We start from the raw sequence: 19572 nt of genomic DNA on the forward strand, positions 1-19572 counted from the left end.
ATAGATATCCACATGGTGACGGCGACCACTTTCACGCGATCGGCACGCCAGATCGTCATTTGGACGCGACTTCCGGGGGCGGACGGGAGCACAATCTTCGGCATGGGACAGCTGGCACTATTCAGCCGGGCGCAGCTGGCCGGGATGCGCGATCGTACCCGGTCGCGGCGCTGGTGCCCGCAGCGTGAGCAGTTCCGCCGCGAGCACCAGGAGCGGCGAGACCGGGGCAAGTTCCGGCTGCACACCCGTCGGCAGGCCGAGCAGCGGGCGCACCACGAGGGCTACTGGGCGCCAGGAGCGAGCGGATCCGGCGCAGTGCTGCCTGCCCCACCGGTGTGCCCTCGACCCCGGCCGGTCCCCGCCCCGCGTCCTGCCGCGCCGCTCGCCCCGGCCACACCCGGGCCCGCCGCGCCGCAGCCCACCACGTCTTTCGCCGCGCCGGCCGCACAGCCCGCCGCGCCGCCCACCCCGGCCACACCCGAGCCGACCGTCCCGCAGCCCACCGCGCCGCATGCCCAAGCAACCTCCCAACCCGCGCCGCCACCTGACCCGGCCGCGGCGCAGCCCACCGCGCGGCTCACCCCGGCCGCGCCGCAGCCCAGAGCGCCTCTCACCCGGGCCGCGCCGAAGCACCACGGCCGTCCACGCTTCGCCGCCAGCCGTTTCTGCCTCATCACCGATCGCTCACGTCTCGCCATCAGCCGCCTCGACCTCGACGCCAATCACTCACGCTTCACAACCGGCCGTTTCCACGTCACCGCAAACCACTCACGCCCGGCACCTGGCGATTTCCACTGTGACGTCGATCGCGCACACCTCATCACCAACAGTCCCCGTTTCACCGGCGGCCATTTCTCTCACTTGCCCGCCACGGTAACAGCGCAACCCGCACATTTGCGCAGCCTGTTACCGGGGTTGCTTCTGCGGGCCTCTTCGGGCTCTGGCGCACACTTCGTGAAGCGTCTTGATCGGTTCGCAGGTACGTCGCCTTGCCGGAGTCTCCGCTTACGTGTCCTGGTTGGCTTCGGCCGGTCCCCACTCGTGCGTGGCAGTGCAGGCAATGGCCAGGCCGGGTCCGGGCGGAAGTCGCACAACGTGCCGTCGAAAGGGAATGCGGCGGCGCCGATGTCTCGGGTGAAGAGCTGCCTCCGCCTATGCCGACGCCCGGTCCCGGCGGATCACCGCCGACTTCGTGCGCTGCTGACGAAGGAGGCGATCTCGACTGGTCGGCCTGCCCCCGGCCATCGGCGTGTCGTTCACCGTCCGCCGACATCGCGAAGGCACTCGGGACGACAACTTCGAGCAGGCAGGGCAGAGGACCACCACCTCACCACGCACGACGGCCGTGAGGAGCACAACGGTGCTGGAGTGCACCTCTTCGATCTCGATGGTGGCGAGGTGAGGAAGGAGTTGCCCGACGGCGTCACACAGCCGGACAACGACTCATCGTCCGACGCCCAACACACGATCCGCGCCGGAGGCCCGTTCAAACGCACGAAGCCACCGAGTGCAGGAGGCGTCCGAAGGGACCTCCTGAGATGTCGTGCCTTCTCCCTCGCATGACGATGGCGTTCTCCGTCGTGGCATGAACGCGTCGTGCCCGGCGGGGTCAGGCGAGGAGGGCTTCGACGGCGTCGGCGAGGGTGGGGAGGGGGTGGCGGGCGTCGAGTTCGAGGGTGGCGCCTCGGCGCAGGAGGGGTTCGACGGTGTGCAGGTTGGCCTCGATCTCGGCGCGGTCGCGGGCGGTTTTGCCGTAGGGGTTGCCGGGGCGGCGAGCGACGCGGGCGAGGATGACGTCGAGGGGGGCGCTCAGCAGGACCACGTGGTCGAAGCGGTCGTAGAAGCGGCCCTGATTGGCGACTGTGCCCGACACGATGAGGTTGGTGCGGTCCGCGGACAGGGCGGCCGGGCGGGGCTCGTCGCCAGCGTCCGCCTCGCCACCGCCACCGTCCGCCCCGCCGCCGCCGACCGCCCCGCCACCGCCATCGTCGCCTCGGTCATCATGCCCATCCGCAGGATGGTCCGCCTCGTCGCCGACACCGTTTGCCACGACACGGACGGCGTGCGCGCGGTCGGCGAGGAGGGCGGTCATGCGGGGTTCGTCCCAGTCGCCGTTCGGGAGGACCCAGCCGCCGTAATCAGTGTCGATGGTGGTGTGGCCGCGGCGGGCGAGTTCGTTAAGCAGGGTGGTCTTCCCTGTGCCAGACATTCCGGTCAGCAGTACGCGGGTCACATCGGCGACTGTAGTCAGGGCTTGGGGCGGAAGCTGGCGAAGATGAGCTGGAGGTCGGCGCGGGCGTCGGACCAGTCGCTGTCGGCGGTTTCGAACCAGAAGCCGTAGGCCTGGTGGTTGCTGGTCACGACGCCGCGGTTGTTGACGTGGCGGCGGCTGGCGGAGCCGTTGAAGGTGAATTCCCAGTCGGCGGCCTTGCGGAAGTACGTGACCTCCTTGATGTGGATCTCCTTGTAGCCCGGGAAGTCGCCGGCGGCGCGGCGGGCGTCGCGTTTGCCCTCCCAGTCGGCGACCGGGTCCCACTGGGGCTTGGTGGTCTGGTCGATGCCGATGGTGCGGCCGTCGCCCCGGAAGTAGACCATGCCGTCCTCGTCGATGGAGTGCTTCCAGCCGGCGGGGACGTAGACCTTGAAGCCGGTCGGGTCGGTCCAGTCGCGCCAGCCGGCCGGCTTCGGGGGCAACGCTCCCGCGGCCGGCGACGACGGAGCCCGGGAGGTGGCAGCCGGGGACGACGGCGCGGCGGAGGAAGGAGCGGCGGACGAGGGAGCCGCGGAGGGGGCAGCGGACGAGGGCGCTGCGGACGGAGTGACCGACGGGGTGGAAGCCTGCGACGGGGCCGAGACGGGCGGCGGCGGGGAGACGACGCGACGCTCGTCGGGGCGGGTGGCCCAGACCGCCACGCCCCCGGCGAGCAGGGCGGCGAGCGTCGCGCCCGTCACCGCGTACCGCCGGCGCAAGCGGTGGGGCCGCGACCCGGCGGCGGCAGGCGGGGTGCCGGCAGCGGCGGCAGGCGGGGTGCCGGCAGCGGCGGCAGGCGGGGTGCCGGCACCGGACGAGGCGGCAGGCGAGGCGGCGTCCAGCAGGCGGCGGCGGGTCTCGGCGGCGCCGATGCGCTGGGCGGGGTCCTTGACCAGCAGGCCGTCGAGGACCGGCTGCAGCACGCCGGCGCGGGTGGCCGGGTCCGGCTCCTCGGTGGCGAGGGCGGTGAGCGTGGCCATGGCGTTGGCCCGCTTGTACGGCGGCCGGCCCTCCACCGCGGCATAGAGCGTCGCGCCCAGCGACCACAGGTCCGACGCCTCGAGCGCCTTGCCGTCCTTGGCGCGTTCGGGCGACATGTAGCTGGGCGAGCCGAGCACGGGCTCGTGGCTCGTGGTGATGACGGAGTCGCCCTCGATCGACGCGATGCCGAAGTCGGTGAGTACCACCCGGCCGTCGTCGCCGAGCAGCACGTTGGCCGGCTTGACGTCGCGGTGCCGGACGCCGGCGCGGTGGGCGGCCTCCAGCGCGTCGAGCACCTCGAGGCCCAGCACGGCGACGTCGTGCGGGTCGAGCGGACCGTCGTCGCGGATCGCCTCCTGCAGCGAGCGCGACGGCACGTATTCCATGACGATCCACGCGCGCCCGTCGTCCTCGATGACGTCGTAGACCTGGGCGACGTTCGGATGGCTGAGCTGCGCGGCGGCGCGCGCCTCCTGCACGGTGCGCCGATGGACCGAGTCCCGCTCCCCCTCGACCAGGTCAGGCGGCAGCAGGATCTCCTTGACGGCGACGTCCCGTTGCAGGATCTCGTCGCGGGCCACCCATACCCGGCCCATGCCACCGGCTCCGAGCGTCTCTCCCAGCCGGTAGCGTCCGGCGACCTCGACGGGTCCCGCAGTCATAGCGGCCGATATACCCCGCCGGCGGCGTTTCTAGTCGGCGACGACGAGCGCTTGCGGGGCGGCCTGTTTCATCCGGGTCCGCAGCCACGCGAGCTGCACCGACGTCTCCCCCTCGGCCCGGGCGACCACCCCGGCGAGCCGTTCGTCACGGGCCCCCTGGGCGGCCTGCCCCACGAGCGTCCAGCACAGATCGCACTCGGCGGCCATCAGATAGAGGTCGTGCAGGTCCCGCAGCAGCTCCTCCCGCGGCCCGCCGAACCGGGCGGCCGGCTCGGCGGCCGTCACCACGGCCAGCATCCCCGCGTGGTTGTCACATACAGCTGCCTGCTGCTCGCACATGAAGAAGACGTCCGGCTCGTCGCGATGCGCGGCCCCGACCTGCCGGAACGCATCGGCCAGCGCCACCTGCGCCCGGTACAGCAGCCCCACATAGCGTTCCAGCTGCACGGCTCAGCCCTCCTTCGTGACCCGGACGGCCGCCACCTTGAACAGCGGCTGCCGCGACACCGGATCCCACGCGGTGATCGTCAGCTCGTTGGCCGCCTGCTCAGCGTAGTGAAACGGCACGAAAACCACTCTCTCCCGTACGCCCGTCAGCCGCGCCACCACCCGCACGGCCCCGCGCGGCGACTCCACGCGCACCTGGTCACCGTCGGCGATGCCCCGCTCCGCCGCGTCGGCCGGATGGAGCTCGACCCACGCGAAAGGTGCCGCGTCGTCGAGCTCCGGCACCCGTCCCGTCTTCGTCCGGGTGTGGAACTGCGTGATCGTCCGCCCGGTGACCAGGTGCAGCGGATACTCGTCGGACGGCACCTCGGGCGCCGGCCGCCAGTGCGCGCCGAGCAGGAACGCCCGCCCGCCGGGGTTCTTGGCGCGGTACTGCTCGGCCGTGTTCTCGGCCCCGGTCGAGAGATCCTGCCCGTACGTCTCGCAGTGATCGGGATCGGTCGCGAACACGCCGTCGGAGTAGAGCCGTTCGCCACCCCACTGGATGCCGCCGCGCTCGAGGTCCGCGTACGTGATGGAGGTGTAGTCGCACGGGCGCCCGGCCGAACACCGTTGCCAGGCCTCGTACGCCTCCTCGGGTCCCTGCCACGGGATCAGCGGCCCGCCGTCGCGGTCCCGGAAGTCCATGCGCCGCGCATAGTCCAAGAAGATGGCGAGGTCGGAGCGCGCCTCCCCGGGCGGTTCGACGGCCTTGCGGGTCAGGTGGACCGTCCGGTCGGCGTTGGTGAACGTGCCCGTCTTCTCGCCCCACGCCGCGGCGGGCAGGACCACGTCGGCGTACTCGGCGGTCTCGGTCCGGAAGATGTCCTGCACGACGACGAAGAGCTCCGGCTTCGCCAGGACGCGCCGGATCCGCGCCAGATCGGGCAGCGAGACGGCCGGATTCGTGGCGCTGATCCACAGCAGCCGGATCGAGCCCTGCTCCGCGTACCGCCAGATCTGCATCGCGTGCGTCGGCGGCGACCAGTGCGGGATCCGCGCGGTGCCGACGTTCCAGAGGCGGGCCAGCTCGGCGACGTGCCGGGGGTTCTCCCAGTTGCGGAAGCCGGGCAGGTCGCCGTCGGCCCCGGCCTCCCGGGTGTTCTCCGCGGTGGGCTGCCCGTTCATCTGCAGCACGCCCGCGCCCGGCCGCCCGATCATGCCGCGCACCAGGTGCAGGTTGTTGACCGCGCACGCCGCCGCCGTCGCTTGGTGCGACTGGTAGAAACCCTGCAGCACGGTCGACAGCAACCGCTGCGACCCCCCGAGCAGATCGGCGGCGCGCTCCAGGTCGGCCGGCTTCAGGCCGCAGATCTCCGCGACCTTCCCCAGCGGGTACGCGTCCACGACCGCCCGCAGCTCGTCGAACCCCAGCGTGTGCGCCGCCACGAACCCCTCGTCGGCCCCGCCCCGCTCGATGATCAGCCGCAGCAGCCCGTTGACCAGGGCGAGGTTGGTCCCCGGCCGGAGCGCCAGGTGCACGTCCGCCTCGCGGGTGACCGGGGTGTCGCGCGGGTCCACGGCCAGCATGGCGGGCGGGTTCACGCCCCGCCGCCGGTCGAGCATCCGCATCCAGAGCACGGCCTGCGTCTCCGCCACGTTGTGCCCCCACAACGCCAGCGCGTCACAGTGGTCCACGTCGGTGTAGGAGCCCGGCTGCCCGTCGGCGCCGAAGCTGAGCTTGAGGGCGGCGGCCGCGGTGGCCGTACACAATCGGGTGTTGCCGTCCATGTGCGGTGTGCCCAGGCCGGCCTTGCCCAGGACGCCGAGCGTGTAGTACTCCTCGAGGAGCAGCTGCCCGCTGGTGTAGAAGCCGAACCGCCCCCATCCGCCGGGCCCGTCGAGCAGCTCCCGCGAGCGCCGGACGATCCGGCCCATCGCCGTCTCCCAGTCGCTCTCCACCAGCCGGTCGCCGCTGCGCACGAGCGGCCGGGTCAGCCGGTCGGAGCTCGCCGTGGCCCGCCAGCCGTAGACGTCCTTGGGATCGAGCCGGCCCCGGTTGACCCGGTCGCCGGCCCGCCCCCGCACCCCGGTGATCCGCCCGTCCCGCACCCCGATGTCGAACGCGTCGCCGTTGGAGTGCAGCACCGACGCCGACGGCACCCAGGAGTCCGCCTCCGGGTCGCCGCCCGTGTCCACCCGGACGGGCCACTGCTCCCCCGGCCCGTAGGGCGTTCTCGCACCCCACGGGTCCCGCACACGCGCCGCATCAGCCACGGACGCGCGCCTACCCCCGCCCGGCCGTCCGAAACTCCCGGCCCGTCAGGCACACGAGCTGCTCGCCCGGGTCGTCACTCGTGGTGGGTACGGGCGGCGCGACGATGCCGAGGCCGTCCCAGCGCCCGACGTTCGCCCTCGCATAGGCCAGCGACCGCTCGACCGCCGCCGGGTCGAACGTCTCGTCCTGACCGGTGGCCCGGGCGAGATCCCAGCCGTGGACGGTCAGGTCGACGAGCATCTGGTCGGCGTACTCGGTCAATGGCGCCTCCCCGAACGAGAACCGCGCCGTCCCCGCCAGGTCCGCCGTCTCCCACGCCGCGCGGGACTTCGCCGCGGCCCGCTCCCAGGCGCCGACGGGATCGGAGCCGACCAGGTCGCCGTCGTAGCGGTCCCCCACCTGTTCCATGCTCTCGCGCGCCAGGATGTGCGGCGCCCACGAATGCTCGCTCACGAGATGATTGACCAGGTCCCGAACCGTCCACTCGCTGCACGGTGTGGGGGCGTCCCACGTGCGCGACGTCCGGCCCGGGACCGCCCTGCCACACCGGCGCCACCAGCGACCGTCCTGAGCCGTGATCCGACCCGCCCCGGCGCCGGCCTGCTGGAGCGGGACAACTATTGGTGGTGACCGGTCAGGGTCGCGAGGACTGCGTCGGGGTCGTGGCCCGGGCGCAGCGCGGCGCGGAGGGCGACCGTCGGGTCGGGGTCGAGGAAGCCGCGCAGGGCGGTGGTGAACGCGCCGTAGCGCGCCGGCTCGGCGAGCCAGGTCAGCACCTGCCGGCCGAGCGGTGAGTCCGGCGTGATCGCGGTGGCGGTGCCGTCGAGGACCGCGTCGAGCCCGGGCGCGCCGGTCAGGCCGAGGTCGGACGCGAGGCGGCGCAGGTGGTCGGCGGCGATCGCGCGGCGGAGCTCCGGGGTGGCCTTGGCGGCGGCCTTGAGCAGCGGGGCCGTGCGCAGGCCCCGGCTCAGCAGGTCGCCGGGGCGCACGCCGCCGACGAACCACGGCTCGAGGCGGGCCGACAGGCGGGGCCGGGTCAGGGCGTCGGCGGGGACGCGGGCGTTGGTGAGGCGCTGCGCGAGGACCAGGGACTTGGCCTCGGGGTCGCGCCATGTCTCGTCGTCCTCGCCGGCCGGCTCGCGCAGCCCGAGGGCCTGCATGAGGTGGCGAAGCAGCTCCGGCTCGGCGCCCCAGGTCAGCTCCGGCGACGGGTAGGACGGGTCGAACGCGACCGTGGTGACACCGTCGCGGGCGTACGTGAACCGGGGCGCCGCCGACGCGTCCCGGAACACCGAGACCGCCTCCGTGCCCGCGGACACCGCTTCGAGGAGCACGTGGTCGCCGCCGGTGCCGCCGTCGGGGTCGACCACGAGCGTCCAGCGGCCGGCGCTCAGCGCGGCGGCGTACCCGGGGGAATTGTCTCTGACCTGGACCGTGCCGGGCAGCGCGCCCATCCGGGTCAGCGCCTCCTCGGCGCTGACGTCCTTGATGAAGGTCACGCCGAAGCGGGCGCCGAGGTCGGCGACGCGGCCGCGGGCGTAGTCGAGGTCGTCCACCACAGGAAGCACGACGGCGATTGTAGGGCCCCCTCGCCGCAAATATATAAGTGCTGTTACTTTCTCGGCATGGACCTCCTCGACAGCAACCACTGGTCCGACGTCCACCGCCTGCTCGCCGATCTCGACCGTGACATCGCCGGGCTCTACACGGAGGCCGGCATCCACGGCATCCGTACGCGGTTCGTCGGCCCGCTGATCGCGATCGGCCGCTTCGGCCCGCTGACCATCCGCGAGCTCGCCGACCGCCGCAACGTCAGCCACTCGGCCATGAGCCAGACCGTCACGGCGATGCGCCAGGCCGGGCTGGTCGAGACCGAGCCGGGGCCCGACGCGCGCACCCGGCTGGTGCAGCTGACCGCCCGCGCCCGCGACGCCGTGCCGTTCATGGAGGCGGAGTGGCGGGCGACCGAGGCGACCACCCGCCAGCTCGACGAGGAGCTGCCCTACTCGCTGACCCAGGTCGTCGCCGACATCCGGGCCGCGCTCGAGCGCAAGTCGTTCGTCGCGCGACTGCAGGACAACTTCGCGTGAGGGCCCTCGTCGATCTGCGCCCGCTGCGCGAGAGCCCGCCGTTCCGCCGGCTGTGGCTGGGCACGACCGCCTCCGGCTTCGGCGGGCAGATGAGCATGTTCGCGGTGCTCTACTACGTCTGGGAGAGCACCCGGGACGCCGCGACCGTCGGGCTCGTGGGGCTCGCGGGGGGCGTACCCGTCATCGTGCTGGCGCTGGCCGGCACCGCCTTCCTGGACCACGTCGACCGCAAGCGCCTGGCCCTGGCCTGCTCCGGGGTCCAGATCGTGGTCACGTCCGCGATGGCTGCGGTGGCGTTCACCGGCCACGGCGGCGTGCCCGCGATGCTCGCCCTCGTCGCCGTCAACGCGGCGTGCGGCGCGCTCGGCGCCCCCGCCCGCCGCACGTTCCTGCCCGCGCTGCTGACCGGCGACCGCCTCGCCGCCGGGCTCGCCCTGCAACACCTGTCGTTCCAGCTCGCGATGCTCACCGGCCCCGCGCTGGCCGGCCTGCTCACCGCGGCGGCCGGGGTGGCCTGGTGCTTCGTCGTCGACGCGGTGACGTTCGTCGCGGCCCTCGCGGGACTCCGCGGCCTGCCCGGCGGGGTCGCGCCCGGCGGCGGCCGTCCCGGTCCGGCGGCGGTCCTGGCCGGCATCAGGTACGCCGTGAGCACGCCCGAAGTCCGCGGCGCCCTCCTCGCCGACCTCGCCGCCACCCTGCTGTCCATGCCGGTCGCGTTGTTCCCGGTCCTCAACGCCGAGCGCTTCGACGGCCGCCCCGACGTCCTCGGGCTGTTCACCTCGGCCCTCGCCGTCGGAGGCGTGGTGGCGTCCGCGTTCTCGGGCCTCGCCAGCCGCGCGGGCCGCGCCGGCATCGTCATGCTGGCCGGCGGCGCGATCTGGGCCGTGACCCTGGGCGCGGCCGGTCTCGTGCCGGCCCTGCCCGCCGTCCTGGCCCTGATCGCCGTCGCCGGAGCGGCCGACACGTGGTCGGTCGTCGCCCGCGGCACCGTGGTCCAGACCGTGACCCCGGAGTCCTTCCGCGGCCGGGTCGCCGCCCTCGAACACGTCGTCGGCGTCGCCGGCCCCGACCTGGGCAACGTCCGCGCCGGCCTGGTCGCCTCGGCCACCTCCGCGGGCGCGTCCCTGGCGATCGGCGGCGCGGCCGCTCTCGTGGCGACGGGCCTGATCGCGCTGGGCACCCCGGCCCTGCGGCGCTTCCGCACGCTCGCGGCCGCCGAACGCTGATCGACCGGCCGGGCGCGTCGGGCATCGGACAGCACAGCGGGAGCGGCGGGGCCATCATGCCGGGATGCGCGCAGTCCTCTCCCGGCTGGGCAGCCGCCCGGGCGGTTGGCCCTGGCCCTGACCGCCGCCGGGATCCGCGCGGCGGTCCTCGACGCTGCCGGGACGGTGTGGACCCTCGAAGTGGTCAGGGACCTGAGCCGCCCGCCGGACGACGGGGCCGCCACCGTGCTCGCCACGCTGAGCCTGCTGAAGTGGGTCGCGGTGGCGGTCGCGGTGGGCGCCGTCCCGCTGCGCCTCGGCGAGAGGTGGCGCCGGCGCTCGCGGCGGTGACGAGGACCAGGGCGGCGATCGGCGGCGGGCCCAGGCGCAGCAGGAGCACCCCTCCGGGCCCGGCCGCGTCGAACAGCGGACGGGCGGTCGCCCCGCCGGTCCGCGCACTCACGACCGAGCCCAGCACGAGCATGGAGGACCGCTCCACACCGGCACCGTACGGGCGCCGGCGTGGCCGGTGGTGCGCGGACGCACCACCGGGATCGCAGGTCAGCGGGCGGCGGGCTCCGCGGCCGCTGCGATGATCCGCTTGTCCTCGTCGCGGTTGCGGCGGTACTGCTGGACGGAGTACGCCAGCGCCGCCGCCCACACGAGGTAGATCACGGCGTAGACGGTGTAGCGGACCGGGTCGGACGCGTCGATCCAGTCGCTGCGGAGCAGGGTGCGGACGTTGGTGAGGATGATGACGCCGCCGACCGCGGCGCCGAGGACGCGGGGCGGGACGTGGCGGACCAGCCAGGCGGCGATCGGGGCGGCGACGATGCCGCCGGCGAGGAGGGCGAGGACCCAGCCGGCGTCGACGCCCTCGCCGCCGAGGCCGACGAGGAAGCCGAGGCTGGCCGCCACGGCGACGAGGAACTCGCTGGTGTCGATCGAGCCGATGGTCTTGCGGGGTTCGAGGCGGCCGCTGGCGAGGATGGCCGGGGTGCCGACCGGGCCCCAGCCTCCGCCGCCGCTGGCGTCCACGAAACCGGCGACGATGCCCAGCGGCGCGAGGAAGCGGGCGTACAGGGGCTTGCCGAGGTTGCCCTTGGGGAGGCCCTGGAAGGTGAAGCGCAGGAAGACGTAGAGGCCCAGGGCGAGCAGGATCAGGGACATCAGCGGGGCCGCGGCCTCGGTGGACAGGCTGGACAGGAAGGTCGCGCCGGCGAAGGCGCCGAGCGCGCCGGGGACGCCGATCTTGAGAACGACGCGCCAGTCGACGTTGCCGAAGCGCCAGTGCGAGAGGCCGCTGACCAGGGTGGTGCCGATCTCGGCCAGGTGCACGGTGGCGGAGGCGGCGGCCGGGTTGGTGCCGATGGCCAGCAGCAGGGTGGTGGAGGTGACGCCGTAGGCCATGCCGAGGCTGCCGTCGACCAGCTGGGCGCCGAGCCCGACCAGGGCCAGCAGAATCAATTTACGCATGGCGGGGCCCCTGGGGGATGTCGCCGCGGAGCGTGATGCGGTGCATGACGCGCCGGTCCGTACCGTAGTCGCGGTTGGCGTAGTGGGCCGTGCTGCGGTTGTCCCACATCGCCACGTCGCCCAGCCGCCACCGGTGCCGCACGATGTGCTCCGGTTTGGTCAGATGCGCGTACAAGAGGCTCAGGATGGCGTCGCTCTCGAAGGCGGAAACCCCCTCGATGTGCGAGGTGAAGCCCGGGTTGACGAAGAGCCCGCGCCGCCCGGTCTCGGGGTGCACCCGGACGACGGGGTGCGACACCGGGTCGAGGCGGGTGACGATCTCGCCGTCCCACTCGTTGCCCTGCCCGCCCCGGCGCTGCGCCAGGTAGTACCCGAACTCGCGGGTCCCGTCGTGCACGGCGGTCAGACCGTCGACCAGCGTACGGACGGCGGGCGCCAGGGACTCGTACGCCAGCTGGCTGTCCGCCCAGTTGGTGTCGCCGCCGGTCGGGGGCAGCGTGACCGCGCGCAGGATCGTCCCGAGCGGGGGCCGGCGCATGAACGTCACATCCGTGTGCCACACGTCGGCGAAGCCGTTGTCGGTGCTGTCGAGGGCGTACACCTCGGGGTGGGCCGCGTCGACGCCGCCGATCACCGGGTGCGAGGCCGTCAGCTCACCGATGCGCCGGCCGAGGTCGACCTGGCTGTCGTCGTCGAGGCGCTGGTCGCGGAAGAACAGCACCTTGCGGTCCACGAGGGCGGCCCGCACGGCGGCGATCTCCGCGTCGGTGGCGGCGGCCAGGTCGAGGCCGTGGACGATCGACCCGAAGTGCCGGCCGAGCGGTTCGAGGGTGAGGCCGACTGCGGTGGACGTCATACCGGGAGCTCCTCAAAGGCGGATCGGACAGTGGCTCGCAACGCGGCGAACTCGGGCAGGGCGCGCAGCCGGGACGGGCTCACGCCGGTCCGGGGCAGGTTCACCGGCAGGTCGAGGGCGACGCGGCCGGGGCGGGCGGTCAGGACCACGACGCGGCTGCCGAGGAAGACGGCCTCCTCGACGCTGTGGGTGACGAAGACGCACGTACGGCCGGTGCGCGCCGACACCTCACGCAGGTCCTCCTGCAGGCGCTCGCGGGTCAGCGCGTCCAGGGCGGCGAACGGCTCGTCGAGCAGGAGCAGCGGGTTGTCGACGGCGAGCGCCCGCGCGATGGCGACCCGCTGCTGCTGGCCGCCGGAGATCTGCCACGTGCGCCGGTGGGCCACGTCGTGCAGCCCCACCGACTCGAGCAGCTCGCCGACGCGGTCGGTGGGCAGGCCCGCGTACTTGAGGGCGAGCGCGACGTTGCCGCCCACCGTGCGCCACGGGAAGAGCCGGGGCTGCTGGAAGACGAGCCCCGCGCCGCGCCCGGGCACGGGAGGCTCCCCCGCCGTCCGGATCGTCCCGCGAGTCGGCTGCTCGAACCCGGCGATCAGGCGCAGCAGCGTGCTCTTGCCGCACCCGGAGGCGCCCACCAGGACCAGGAACTCACCCGGGGGTACGACGAGATCGACGGGACCGACAGCGGTGACGTCGCCGTAGGAGTGCTGGACGCCGGCCAGCTCAATGGCTGAGGACATCGGGCAGCCCCTTGACGTAGACGGACTTCTGCACGGTGGCCAGGTCGGGAACGGCGTCGATCTTCTGCTGGTCCTTCAGGAACTGCGCGGCGCTGACCAGGTTCTCCGCGAGCTTGCCGACCTTGGCCTCGGTGCCGAGCCACTCGTCGGAGGCGAGGTCGGCGGGCTTGAGGAAGACGCCCTGGCTGAGCTGGTGCTCGGCGTCCGCCGGGCTGATGTTGAGCTCCTGGCCGACGGCCTTCGCGGCGGCGGCCCGGTCGGTGGCGATGAGGTCGAGCGCCTGCGCCTCCACCTTGCGCCACGCGTCGACCGCCTCGGGGTGCGCCTGCGCGAAGGCCGTGGACACGACGCCGAGGTCGAGGGTGGGCTTGCCGGCCGTGGCGAGCTGCCGGCTGGCGATGAGGACCTTGCCGGTCTTGCGCAGATCGTCCAGCGAGGGCAGCCACGAGTACGCGGCGTCGAGGTCACCGCGCGTCCACGCCGCCAGGATGTCCTGCGGCTCGAGGTCCACGACGGTGACCTCGGACTCCTTGACGCCGGCCTGATCGAGCGCGGCCAGCAGGCTGTAGTGGGCGGTCGACGCGAACGGCACGCCGATCTTCTTGCCCCGCAGCCCGGCCACGTCGGCGACGCCCGAGCCGTTGCGGGCCACCAGCGCCTCGTTGTCGCCGGCGACGTCGAGGACGAAGGCGACCTGGTACGGAATGTTCAGCGGCGCCGACAACCCGCGCGCCACCGGGCTCGACCCGATCGCCGCGATGTCGACGCTCTTCGCCACGAACGCCGTGTTGATGCTCGCGCCGGAGTCGAACTTGGTCCACGTGATCTTGTAGTCGGGCAGCGCCTTCTCGAGGAGTCCCTGGTTCTTCACGATCAGGTCCCCGCTCGGGAAGGCCTGGTACGCGAGCCGGATCGTCTTGGCCTCCGCTTTGTTCGTGCCGGAGGCGGCGCCGTTCCCGCAGCCCGCGAGGGCGAGCAGCAGGGCGGCGGCAATCAGCTTCTTCATGAACATCCTCTAACTCCGGCCGCGCCACGGGATCAGCCGGTTTTCGGCGGTCCGCAGCAGGGCGTCGATGAGCAGGCCGGACAGGCCGATGGCGAAGAGACCGAGCACGACCACGTCGGTCTGCGAGTAGCGCTGGGCGTCGCGGATCATGCCGCCGATCCCCGGCACGCCGTTGATGGTCTCGGCGGCGACCACCGAGGAGTACGCCACCCCGACCGCCAGCCGCACGCCGGTGCCGATCTCGGGCAGCGCGCTGGGCAGCACCACGTCGCGCACGGTGGCCCAGCGGCTCGCTCCCAGGGCGCGCGCGGCCTCGATCAGCCCGGCGGGCGCGGAGAGCACGGCCGCGGCGGTGGCGACGGCGACGGGCGGCAGCGCGGCGATCGACAGCAGCCACAGCTTGGGCGTCTCGTCGATGCCGAACCAGATGATGAAGAGGCTGAAGTACGCCAGCGGGGGGAGCGCCCGCACGAACGTGACCACCGGCTCGACGACGATCCGCAGCACCGTGACCGTGCCCATGAGCAGGCCCAGCACCAGCCCGCCGGCGACGCCGATCACCGATCCGACGAGGATCCGCCGCAGGCTCACCCCGAGGTGCTCGATCAGCAGATGCCCGCTGTAGCCGCGGATCCCGTCGTGCGTGGTGGAGGTGACGATCAGCTGGTGCCAGACGGCGGCCGGCGAGGGGATGAAGGCCGGATTACGCGTCGTGCGGGCCGCGATCTCCCAGAGCACGTAGAGCACGAGCAGCGCGCCGATCCGCAGCAGCACCCGCCGCCGCCGGCCGCCGGTCGCCCCGGGCCCGCGCGGGCCGGTGGCCGGGGGCGCCGGGGCAACAGCCGGGTCCACGGTGGACAAGGGAACGGTCACGGAACCTCCACGAGAGAGTCACGCTCGGTCCCCATTTCCTACCTTGCCGATAGGTCGCATGGCAACTCCCGGGCGTGGTCCTCCCGCCTGCTGGACCGTGCGCGAAACCGGCAGCTCAGGCGATCCTTCGCATTGACGCCGGGCTCGCCGACCACAGGAGAAGGTCGCCGATCAAGCACGCGGAAACGCCCGCGGCCTCAGGCCACGGGCGTTCCGGTACTTCGGACTACGTCAGTTCTCGCAGTCGGCGTCGCCGCCGTTGCCGCCCTCGCCGCCGTCGCCGCCGGTGACGGCGCTGATCACGCCGCCGAGGAGGCCGCCGTCGTGGTCGCCGAGGCCGAGGGCGTGACCGCCGTTGCCCCCGTCGCCACCGTCGCCGCCGTCGCAGTCGAAGTAGTCGTTGTCCTGGACCACGATGTTGTCGTCACCATAGATGCCGTCGCCGTGGCCGCCGGCCATGGCCGGGGTACCGAAGGCGAAGACGGCCGCGGCCGACGCCGCGGAGAGAACCAGGACGGTCTTCAGAGACTTCATGTGATTGATCGGCCCTTCACGAAACGAGTGTGCTTACTCGGTCATGATCAACCTAGGGCGCGATTCGCGGCTTTCCGGCGATTTGGACGAACTTTTCGACCGTTTCGTCCGGTAATTCGCCCGAGCGGGTCAACTTCTCCGGTCAGAACGCGGCGAGGACGGATCCCTGGTACTTGTCCTCGATGAACTTCTTGACCTCGGGCGAGTGCAGGAGCGTCTCCAGCTTCGTGACCCGCGGGTCGTTCTCGTCGCCGGTGCGGACGACGACCAGGTTGGCGTACGGGTTGTCCTTGCCGTCCTCCAGCGCCAGCGCGTCCTTCGCGGGGCTGAGCCCGGTCTCGATCGCGTAGTTGCCGTTGATCACCGACGCCGCCGTGTCCTCGAGGCTGCGCGGCAGCTGGGCGGCCTCGAGGGCGGAGAACTTGAGGTTCTTCGGGTTGCCCGTGATGTCCTTCTCGGTGGCCTTGACGCCCACGCCCTCCTTGAGCGTGATGAGCCCGTTCTTGGCGAGCAGGTTGAGCGCGCGGCCCGAGTTGGACGGGTCGTTGGGCACCGCGATCGTGCCGCCGTCGGGCACCTCGGCGAGGCTCTTGACCTTCTTGGAGTAGAGGCCGAGCGGCTCGATGTGGACCGGCTTGAGCGGCGTGAACTTGTAGCCCTTGGACGCGACTTCCTCCTCCAGGTACGGGATGTGCTGGAAGTAGTTCGCGTCGAGCTGCTTCTCCTGCAGGGCCACGTTGGGCTGGATGTAGTCGTTGAACTCGACGATGTCCAGCTTCAGGCCCTCCTTCGCCGCGAGGTTGTCGGCGACGTACTTGAGGATCTCGCCGTGCGGCACGGGGCTCACGCCGACCTTGAGGGTGTCGCTCGCGGAGGAGGAGCCCGAGCCGGAGTCGCCCCCGCAGCCGGCGGTGAGCCCGAGCACGAGCCCGGCGGCGGCGACGATGGCGGCGAATGAGGAGCGGCGGCGCATGAGAGGTGCCTTTCTGGACGGATTACCGGTGGGAAAGCCGGCGGACGAGGACGTCGCCGAGCATCTGGACGAGTTGGACGAGGACGACCAGCACGACGACCGTGGCGATCATGACCTCGGTCTCGAAGCGCTGGTAGCCGTAGCGGATGGCCAGGTCGCCGAGCCCGCCGCCGCCGACCACGCCGGCCATGGCGGAGTAGCCGACGAGCGCGATCACGGTGACGGTCAGGCCGGCGACGAGCCCCGAGCGGGCCTCGCGCAGCAGGACCTTGCCGACGATCTGGGCCCGGGACGAGCCCATGGCCACGGCGGCGGCCACCACGTCGGCGGGCACCTCCCGCAGCGCGGTCTCGACCAGCCGGGCGTAGAACGGGATGGCCCCGATGGCCAGCGGCACGATCGCGGCGGTGGTGCCGATGGTCGTGCCGACCAGCGCGCGGGTGAACGGGATGACCGCGACCAGCAGGATGATGAACGGCAGCGACCGGCCGACGTTGACGATCAGGCCGAGCAGCGCGTTGACCGGCCGGGCCGGCAGCAGCCCGCCGCGGTCGGTGAGCACGAGCAGCACGCCGATCAGCAGCCCGCCGACCACGGTGACCAGCGTGGCGACGCCGACCATCCAGAGGGTCTCCTTGAGCCCTTCCCAGAGCAGCTCGGTGAGTTCCCCGAACGTCATGCCGCCACCCCCGCACCCCGGGCGCGCAGGAAGTCGGCGGCCTCGGCGCGCTTGCCGGAGACCGCGAGCCGCAGCCGCCCGGCGCGACCGGTGGCCAGGGTCTCCACGCCGCCGTCGATCAGGCGCACGTCGATGCCGAGTTCACGGGCCAGCGCCGACAGCAGTGGCGCGTCGGCCGCCTCGCCGCTGACCAGCACGTCGAGCACTTCCTCGCCGTCGCGCACCGGCGCCTGCGAGGGCGGGAAGAGGCCGCGGGCCAGCTCGGACTCCGGCCGGGCCAGCAGCTCGGTCACCGGCCCGGACTCGACGAACCGGCCGTCGCGCATCACGGCCGCCGAGTGGCAGATCCGCTTGACGACCTCCATCTCGTGCGTGATGAGCAGGATGGTCAGGCCGAGCCGGCGGTTGAGGTCGAGCAGCAGGTCGAGGACCGAGCGGGTGGTCTCCGGGTCGAGCGCCGAGGTGGCCTCGTCGGAGAGCAGCACCTTGGGGTCCGCGGCGAGCGCGCGGGCGATGCCGACGCGCTGCTTCTGCCCGCCGGACAACTGCGCCGGGTACGCCCCCGCGCGGTCCGCCAGCCCGACCAGCTCCAGCAGCTCGGCGACCCGCCGGGCGCGCTCGGCCCGGGGCACGCCGGCCACCTCGAGGGCGTACGCGACGTTGCCGGCCGCCGTCCGCGAGGCGAGCAGGGCGAAGTGCTGGTGCACCATGCCCAGCCGCCGGCGCTGCTCGCGCAGCCGGCGCTCGCCGAGGCCGGTCAGCTCGACCCCGTCCACCTCGACGGTGCCCGCGTCGGGGCGCTCGAGCAGGTTGACGCAGCGCAGCAGGGTGCTCTTGCCGGCGCCGCTGCGCCCGAGCACGCCGAAGATCTCGCCGGGCCGCACCCGCAGGTCCACCCCGTCGACGGCGACGACCTCCCGCCGCCGCGCGCGGTACGTCTTACGAAGTCCCTCGATCCGTATCACAATTGTTAAAATCCTATTAACTAGGTAGGCATTGCGTGCCCGAGACCGTAACCCGCCGGTCATGCCCACCGCGCGCAGATGTAATCACCGTCACGCGGCGGCTCCACCGGCGACACCGTCTGCTACACGTCGGCGATGGAGCATCCCGAGGACGAAGTGGTCGCGCTGACGAGCGAACTGATCACCATCGACACCACCAACCCCGGCACGTACGGGGGTCCGGGGCCCGAGCGCGCCGCCGCGGAGTGGGTGGCGGCCCGGCTGTCCGAGGCCGGCTACGACCCGGAGTACGTCGAGTCCGGCGCCCCGGGCCGGGGCAACGTGATCGCGCGGCTGCCCGGCGCCGACCCGTCCCGGGGCGCGCTGCTCATCCACGGCCACCTCGACGTCGTGCCCGCCGACCCCGCCGAGTGGACGGTCCACCCGTTCGGCGGGGAGGTCCGCGACGGCTTCGTGTGGGGACGCGGCGCCGTCGACATGAAGGGCATGCTCGCCATGACCCTGGCCGTCGCGCGGCACTTCAAGCGCGCGGGCGTCGTACCGGGAAGGGATCTGATCTTCGCTTTCCTGGCCGACGAGGAAGCCGGCGGGGTCGTCGGCGCCCAGTGGCTCGTCACGCACCGCCCCGGCCTGTTCGCGGGCGCGACCGAGGCGATCAGCGAGGTCGGCGGGTTCTCCGTGCAGCTCGGCGACGGGCCCCGGGCGTACCTGGTGGAGACGGCCGAGAAGGGGTCGATGTGGCTGCGGCTGGCCGCCCGCGGCACGAGCGGGCACGGCTCCCTGCTGCACACCGACAATCCGATCGCGACGCTGGCCCGGGCGCTCGACCGGCTGGACCGGCACCGCTTCCCGGTCGTGCTGACCGATCCGGTGCGCTCGTTCCTGACCCTGTCCGGAGTTCCCTTCGACGAGCGCGATCCCGAGGCGGCGCTGGAGCACCTCGGGCACCTGCGGCGGCTGATCGAGCCGACGCTGCGCGACACCGCGACCGCGACCATCGTCTCGGCGGGCACGAAGTCGAACGTGGTGCCGTCGGTCGCCCGGGCCGAGCTCGACGGGCGGACGCTGCCCGGGCGCGACGAGGAGTTCCGCGCCGAGCTGGGCCGCGTGCTCGGCCCCGGGATCGAGGTCGAGTGGGACAGCCTGCCCGCCGTGGCGACCACGTTCGACGGGGACCTCGTCGCGGCGATCGGCGCCGCCGTGGACGCCGAGGATCCGGGCGCGCGGCTGCTGCCGTACATGCTGGCGGCCGGGACCGACGCCAAGGCGTTCGCGCGGCTCGGGATCCGGCACTTCGGCTTCGCGCCGCTGCGACTGCCACCCGAGCTGGACTTCACCGCGCTGTTCCACGGGGTCGACGAGCGGGTGCCGGTCTCCGCCCTGCGATTCGGGACACGTGTGCTCGATCGCCTCTTGCGCACGGCCTGACGGGTTCTGCTACCGTCGATCCCGGTCATGAGTGCCAGCGCGTAGCCCCGGCTTGCTGGCCGGCAACCCTTCCTCCGCGATGGGGTGCCCCGGGTGAGGACCAGGCTCGTGCCGGACCCGGTGCGGGCAAGCGCGGACCTCCACGGGTG

Annotated in this window: 19 protein-coding genes and 1 riboswitch; of the genes, 4 read left to right on the forward strand and 15 right to left on the reverse strand. The window is 72.8% G+C overall.

Annotated elements, in window-relative coordinates; translation table 11 throughout:
- Window positions 1-1609: 1609 nt before the first annotated feature.
- From RAN62_RS05660 to RAN62_RS05685, 6 genes are read right to left on the reverse strand one after another with little or no spacing between them, the layout of a single operon-like run.
- On the reverse strand, window positions 1610-2233 hold the full coding sequence (locus RAN62_RS05660; protein WP_305783387.1) for an AAA family ATPase: 624 nt from the start codon (window positions 2231-2233) through the stop codon (window positions 1610-1612).
- A 14-nt stretch (window positions 2234-2247) separates the two neighbouring features.
- Window positions 2248-3894, reverse strand: coding sequence for a serine/threonine-protein kinase (locus RAN62_RS05665; protein ID WP_305783388.1), 1647 nt, complete (start codon window positions 3892-3894; stop codon window positions 2248-2250).
- A gap of 30 nt (window positions 3895-3924) precedes the next feature.
- Entirely contained in the window at window positions 3925-4341 is a 417-nt protein-coding gene (locus RAN62_RS05670) for a hypothetical protein (RefSeq protein ID WP_305783389.1), read from the reverse strand.
- Between the two features lie 3 nt (window positions 4342-4344).
- The gene (locus RAN62_RS05675; RefSeq protein ID WP_305783390.1) at window positions 4345-6597 is read right to left on the reverse strand and encodes a molybdopterin oxidoreductase family protein; all 2253 of its coding nucleotides are present in this window, start codon (window positions 6595-6597) and stop codon (window positions 4345-4347) included.
- 10 nt (window positions 6598-6607) lie between these two features.
- Complete coding sequence (locus tag RAN62_RS05680; protein WP_305783710.1) at window positions 6608-7219, reverse strand: TIGR03086 family metal-binding protein; 612 nt, start codon at window positions 7217-7219, stop codon at window positions 6608-6610.
- Window positions 7216-8166 (reverse strand): DUF6461 domain-containing protein, encoded by a 951-nt coding sequence (locus RAN62_RS05685; protein ID WP_305783391.1) that lies wholly within the window; start codon window positions 8164-8166, stop codon window positions 7216-7218. The genes RAN62_RS05680 and RAN62_RS05685 overlap by 4 nt, the downstream gene beginning before the upstream one ends.
- A 57-nt stretch (window positions 8167-8223) precedes the next feature.
- Between RAN62_RS05685 and RAN62_RS05690 the strand changes: the two genes are divergently transcribed.
- The 3 genes from RAN62_RS05690 to RAN62_RS05700 all read left to right on the forward strand — a co-directional run bounded on the left by RAN62_RS05690 (window position 8224) and on the right by RAN62_RS05700 (window position 10244).
- Window positions 8224-8688 (forward strand): MarR family winged helix-turn-helix transcriptional regulator, encoded by a 465-nt coding sequence (locus tag RAN62_RS05690; RefSeq protein WP_305783392.1) that lies wholly within the window; start codon window positions 8224-8226, stop codon window positions 8686-8688.
- Complete coding sequence (locus RAN62_RS05695) at window positions 8685-9914, forward strand: MFS transporter (protein WP_305783393.1); 1230 nt, start codon at window positions 8685-8687, stop codon at window positions 9912-9914. Before RAN62_RS05690 ends, RAN62_RS05695 begins: the two co-directional genes overlap by 4 nt.
- A gap of 105 nt (window positions 9915-10019) precedes the next feature.
- Entirely contained in the window at window positions 10020-10244 is a 225-nt protein-coding gene (locus RAN62_RS05700) for a hypothetical protein (protein ID WP_305783394.1), read from the forward strand.
- A 210-nt stretch (window positions 10245-10454) separates the two neighbouring features.
- On the opposite strand, the gene RAN62_RS05705 is transcribed toward RAN62_RS05700, so the two are convergent.
- The 9 genes from RAN62_RS05705 to RAN62_RS05745 all read right to left on the reverse strand — a co-directional run bounded on the left by RAN62_RS05705 (window position 10455) and on the right by RAN62_RS05745 (window position 17995).
- Window positions 10455-11369 (reverse strand): sulfite exporter TauE/SafE family protein, encoded by a 915-nt coding sequence (locus RAN62_RS05705; protein WP_305783395.1) that lies wholly within the window; start codon window positions 11367-11369, stop codon window positions 10455-10457.
- A complete protein-coding gene (locus RAN62_RS05710; RefSeq protein WP_305783396.1) occupies window positions 11362-12225 on the reverse strand; it encodes a TauD/TfdA dioxygenase family protein in 864 nt (287 codons plus the stop codon). Before RAN62_RS05710 ends, RAN62_RS05705 begins: the two co-directional genes overlap by 8 nt.
- Window positions 12222-12965: an ABC transporter ATP-binding protein gene (locus RAN62_RS05715; protein WP_305783397.1), complete on the reverse strand. Its 744-nt coding sequence runs from the start codon at window positions 12963-12965 to the stop codon at window positions 12222-12224. The genes RAN62_RS05710 and RAN62_RS05715 overlap by 4 nt, the downstream gene beginning before the upstream one ends.
- Window positions 12949-13971, reverse strand: coding sequence for a taurine ABC transporter substrate-binding protein (locus RAN62_RS05720; RefSeq protein ID WP_305783398.1), 1023 nt, complete (start codon window positions 13969-13971; stop codon window positions 12949-12951). The genes RAN62_RS05715 and RAN62_RS05720 overlap by 17 nt, the downstream gene beginning before the upstream one ends.
- A 9-nt stretch (window positions 13972-13980) precedes the next feature.
- On the reverse strand, window positions 13981-14844 hold the full coding sequence (locus tag RAN62_RS05725) for an ABC transporter permease (RefSeq protein WP_305783399.1): 864 nt from the start codon (window positions 14842-14844) through the stop codon (window positions 13981-13983).
- A 231-nt stretch (window positions 14845-15075) separates the two neighbouring features.
- The gene (locus tag RAN62_RS05730) at window positions 15076-15378 is read right to left on the reverse strand and encodes a hypothetical protein (protein WP_305783400.1); all 303 of its coding nucleotides are present in this window, start codon (window positions 15376-15378) and stop codon (window positions 15076-15078) included.
- 142 nt (window positions 15379-15520) lie between these two features.
- The gene (locus RAN62_RS05735; RefSeq protein WP_305783401.1) at window positions 15521-16351 is read right to left on the reverse strand and encodes a MetQ/NlpA family ABC transporter substrate-binding protein; all 831 of its coding nucleotides are present in this window, start codon (window positions 16349-16351) and stop codon (window positions 15521-15523) included.
- Window positions 16352-16373: 22 nt separating this feature from the next.
- The gene (locus RAN62_RS05740; protein WP_305783402.1) at window positions 16374-17030 is read right to left on the reverse strand and encodes a methionine ABC transporter permease; all 657 of its coding nucleotides are present in this window, start codon (window positions 17028-17030) and stop codon (window positions 16374-16376) included.
- Window positions 17027-17995, reverse strand: a complete 969-nt coding sequence (locus RAN62_RS05745) for a methionine ABC transporter ATP-binding protein (RefSeq protein ID WP_305783403.1) — start codon at window positions 17993-17995, stop codon at window positions 17027-17029. The genes RAN62_RS05740 and RAN62_RS05745 overlap by 4 nt, the downstream gene beginning before the upstream one ends.
- Before the next feature lie 135 nt (window positions 17996-18130).
- Between RAN62_RS05745 and RAN62_RS05750 the strand changes: the two genes are divergently transcribed.
- Window positions 18131-19423 (forward strand): M20/M25/M40 family metallo-hydrolase, encoded by a 1293-nt coding sequence (locus tag RAN62_RS05750; RefSeq protein WP_305783404.1) that lies wholly within the window; start codon window positions 18131-18133, stop codon window positions 19421-19423.
- Window positions 19424-19446: 23 nt separating this feature from the next.
- Window positions 19447-19562, forward strand: a riboswitch (SAM riboswitch).
- Window positions 19563-19572 lie beyond the last annotated feature (10 nt).

Source organism: Symbioplanes lichenis (genome assembly GCF_030709675.1).
Taxonomy (GTDB): Bacteria; Actinomycetota; Actinomycetes; order Mycobacteriales; family Micromonosporaceae; genus Actinoplanes; species Actinoplanes lichenis.

What these genes read in the sequence shown, in the direction of transcription:
- RAN62_RS05665 (WP_305783388.1), bottom strand. Translation starts at nt 3,894, where the DNA reads ATGACTGCGGGACCCGTCGAGGTCGCCGGACGCTACCGGCTGGGAGAG.
- RAN62_RS05690 (WP_305783392.1), top strand. Translation starts at nt 8,224, where the DNA reads ATGGACCTCCTCGACAGCAACCACTGGTCCGACGTCCACCGCCTGCTC.
- RAN62_RS05705 (WP_305783395.1), bottom strand. Translation starts at nt 11,369, where the DNA reads ATGCGTAAATTGATTCTGCTGGCCCTGGTCGGGCTCGGCGCCCAGCTG.
- RAN62_RS05710 (WP_305783396.1), bottom strand. Translation starts at nt 12,225, where the DNA reads ATGACGTCCACCGCAGTCGGCCTCACCCTCGAACCGCTCGGCCGGCAC.
- RAN62_RS05715 (WP_305783397.1), bottom strand. Translation starts at nt 12,965, where the DNA reads ATGTCCTCAGCCATTGAGCTGGCCGGCGTCCAGCACTCCTACGGCGAC.
- RAN62_RS05720 (WP_305783398.1), bottom strand. Translation starts at nt 13,971, where the DNA reads ATGAAGAAGCTGATTGCCGCCGCCCTGCTGCTCGCCCTCGCGGGCTGC.
- RAN62_RS05730 (WP_305783400.1), bottom strand. Translation starts at nt 15,378, where the DNA reads ATGAAGTCTCTGAAGACCGTCCTGGTTCTCTCCGCGGCGTCGGCCGCG.
- RAN62_RS05735 (WP_305783401.1), bottom strand. Translation starts at nt 16,351, where the DNA reads ATGCGCCGCCGCTCCTCATTCGCCGCCATCGTCGCCGCCGCCGGGCTC.
- RAN62_RS05740 (WP_305783402.1), bottom strand. Translation starts at nt 17,030, where the DNA reads ATGACGTTCGGGGAACTCACCGAGCTGCTCTGGGAAGGGCTCAAGGAG.
- RAN62_RS05750 (WP_305783404.1), top strand. Translation starts at nt 18,131, where the DNA reads ATGGAGCATCCCGAGGACGAAGTGGTCGCGCTGACGAGCGAACTGATC.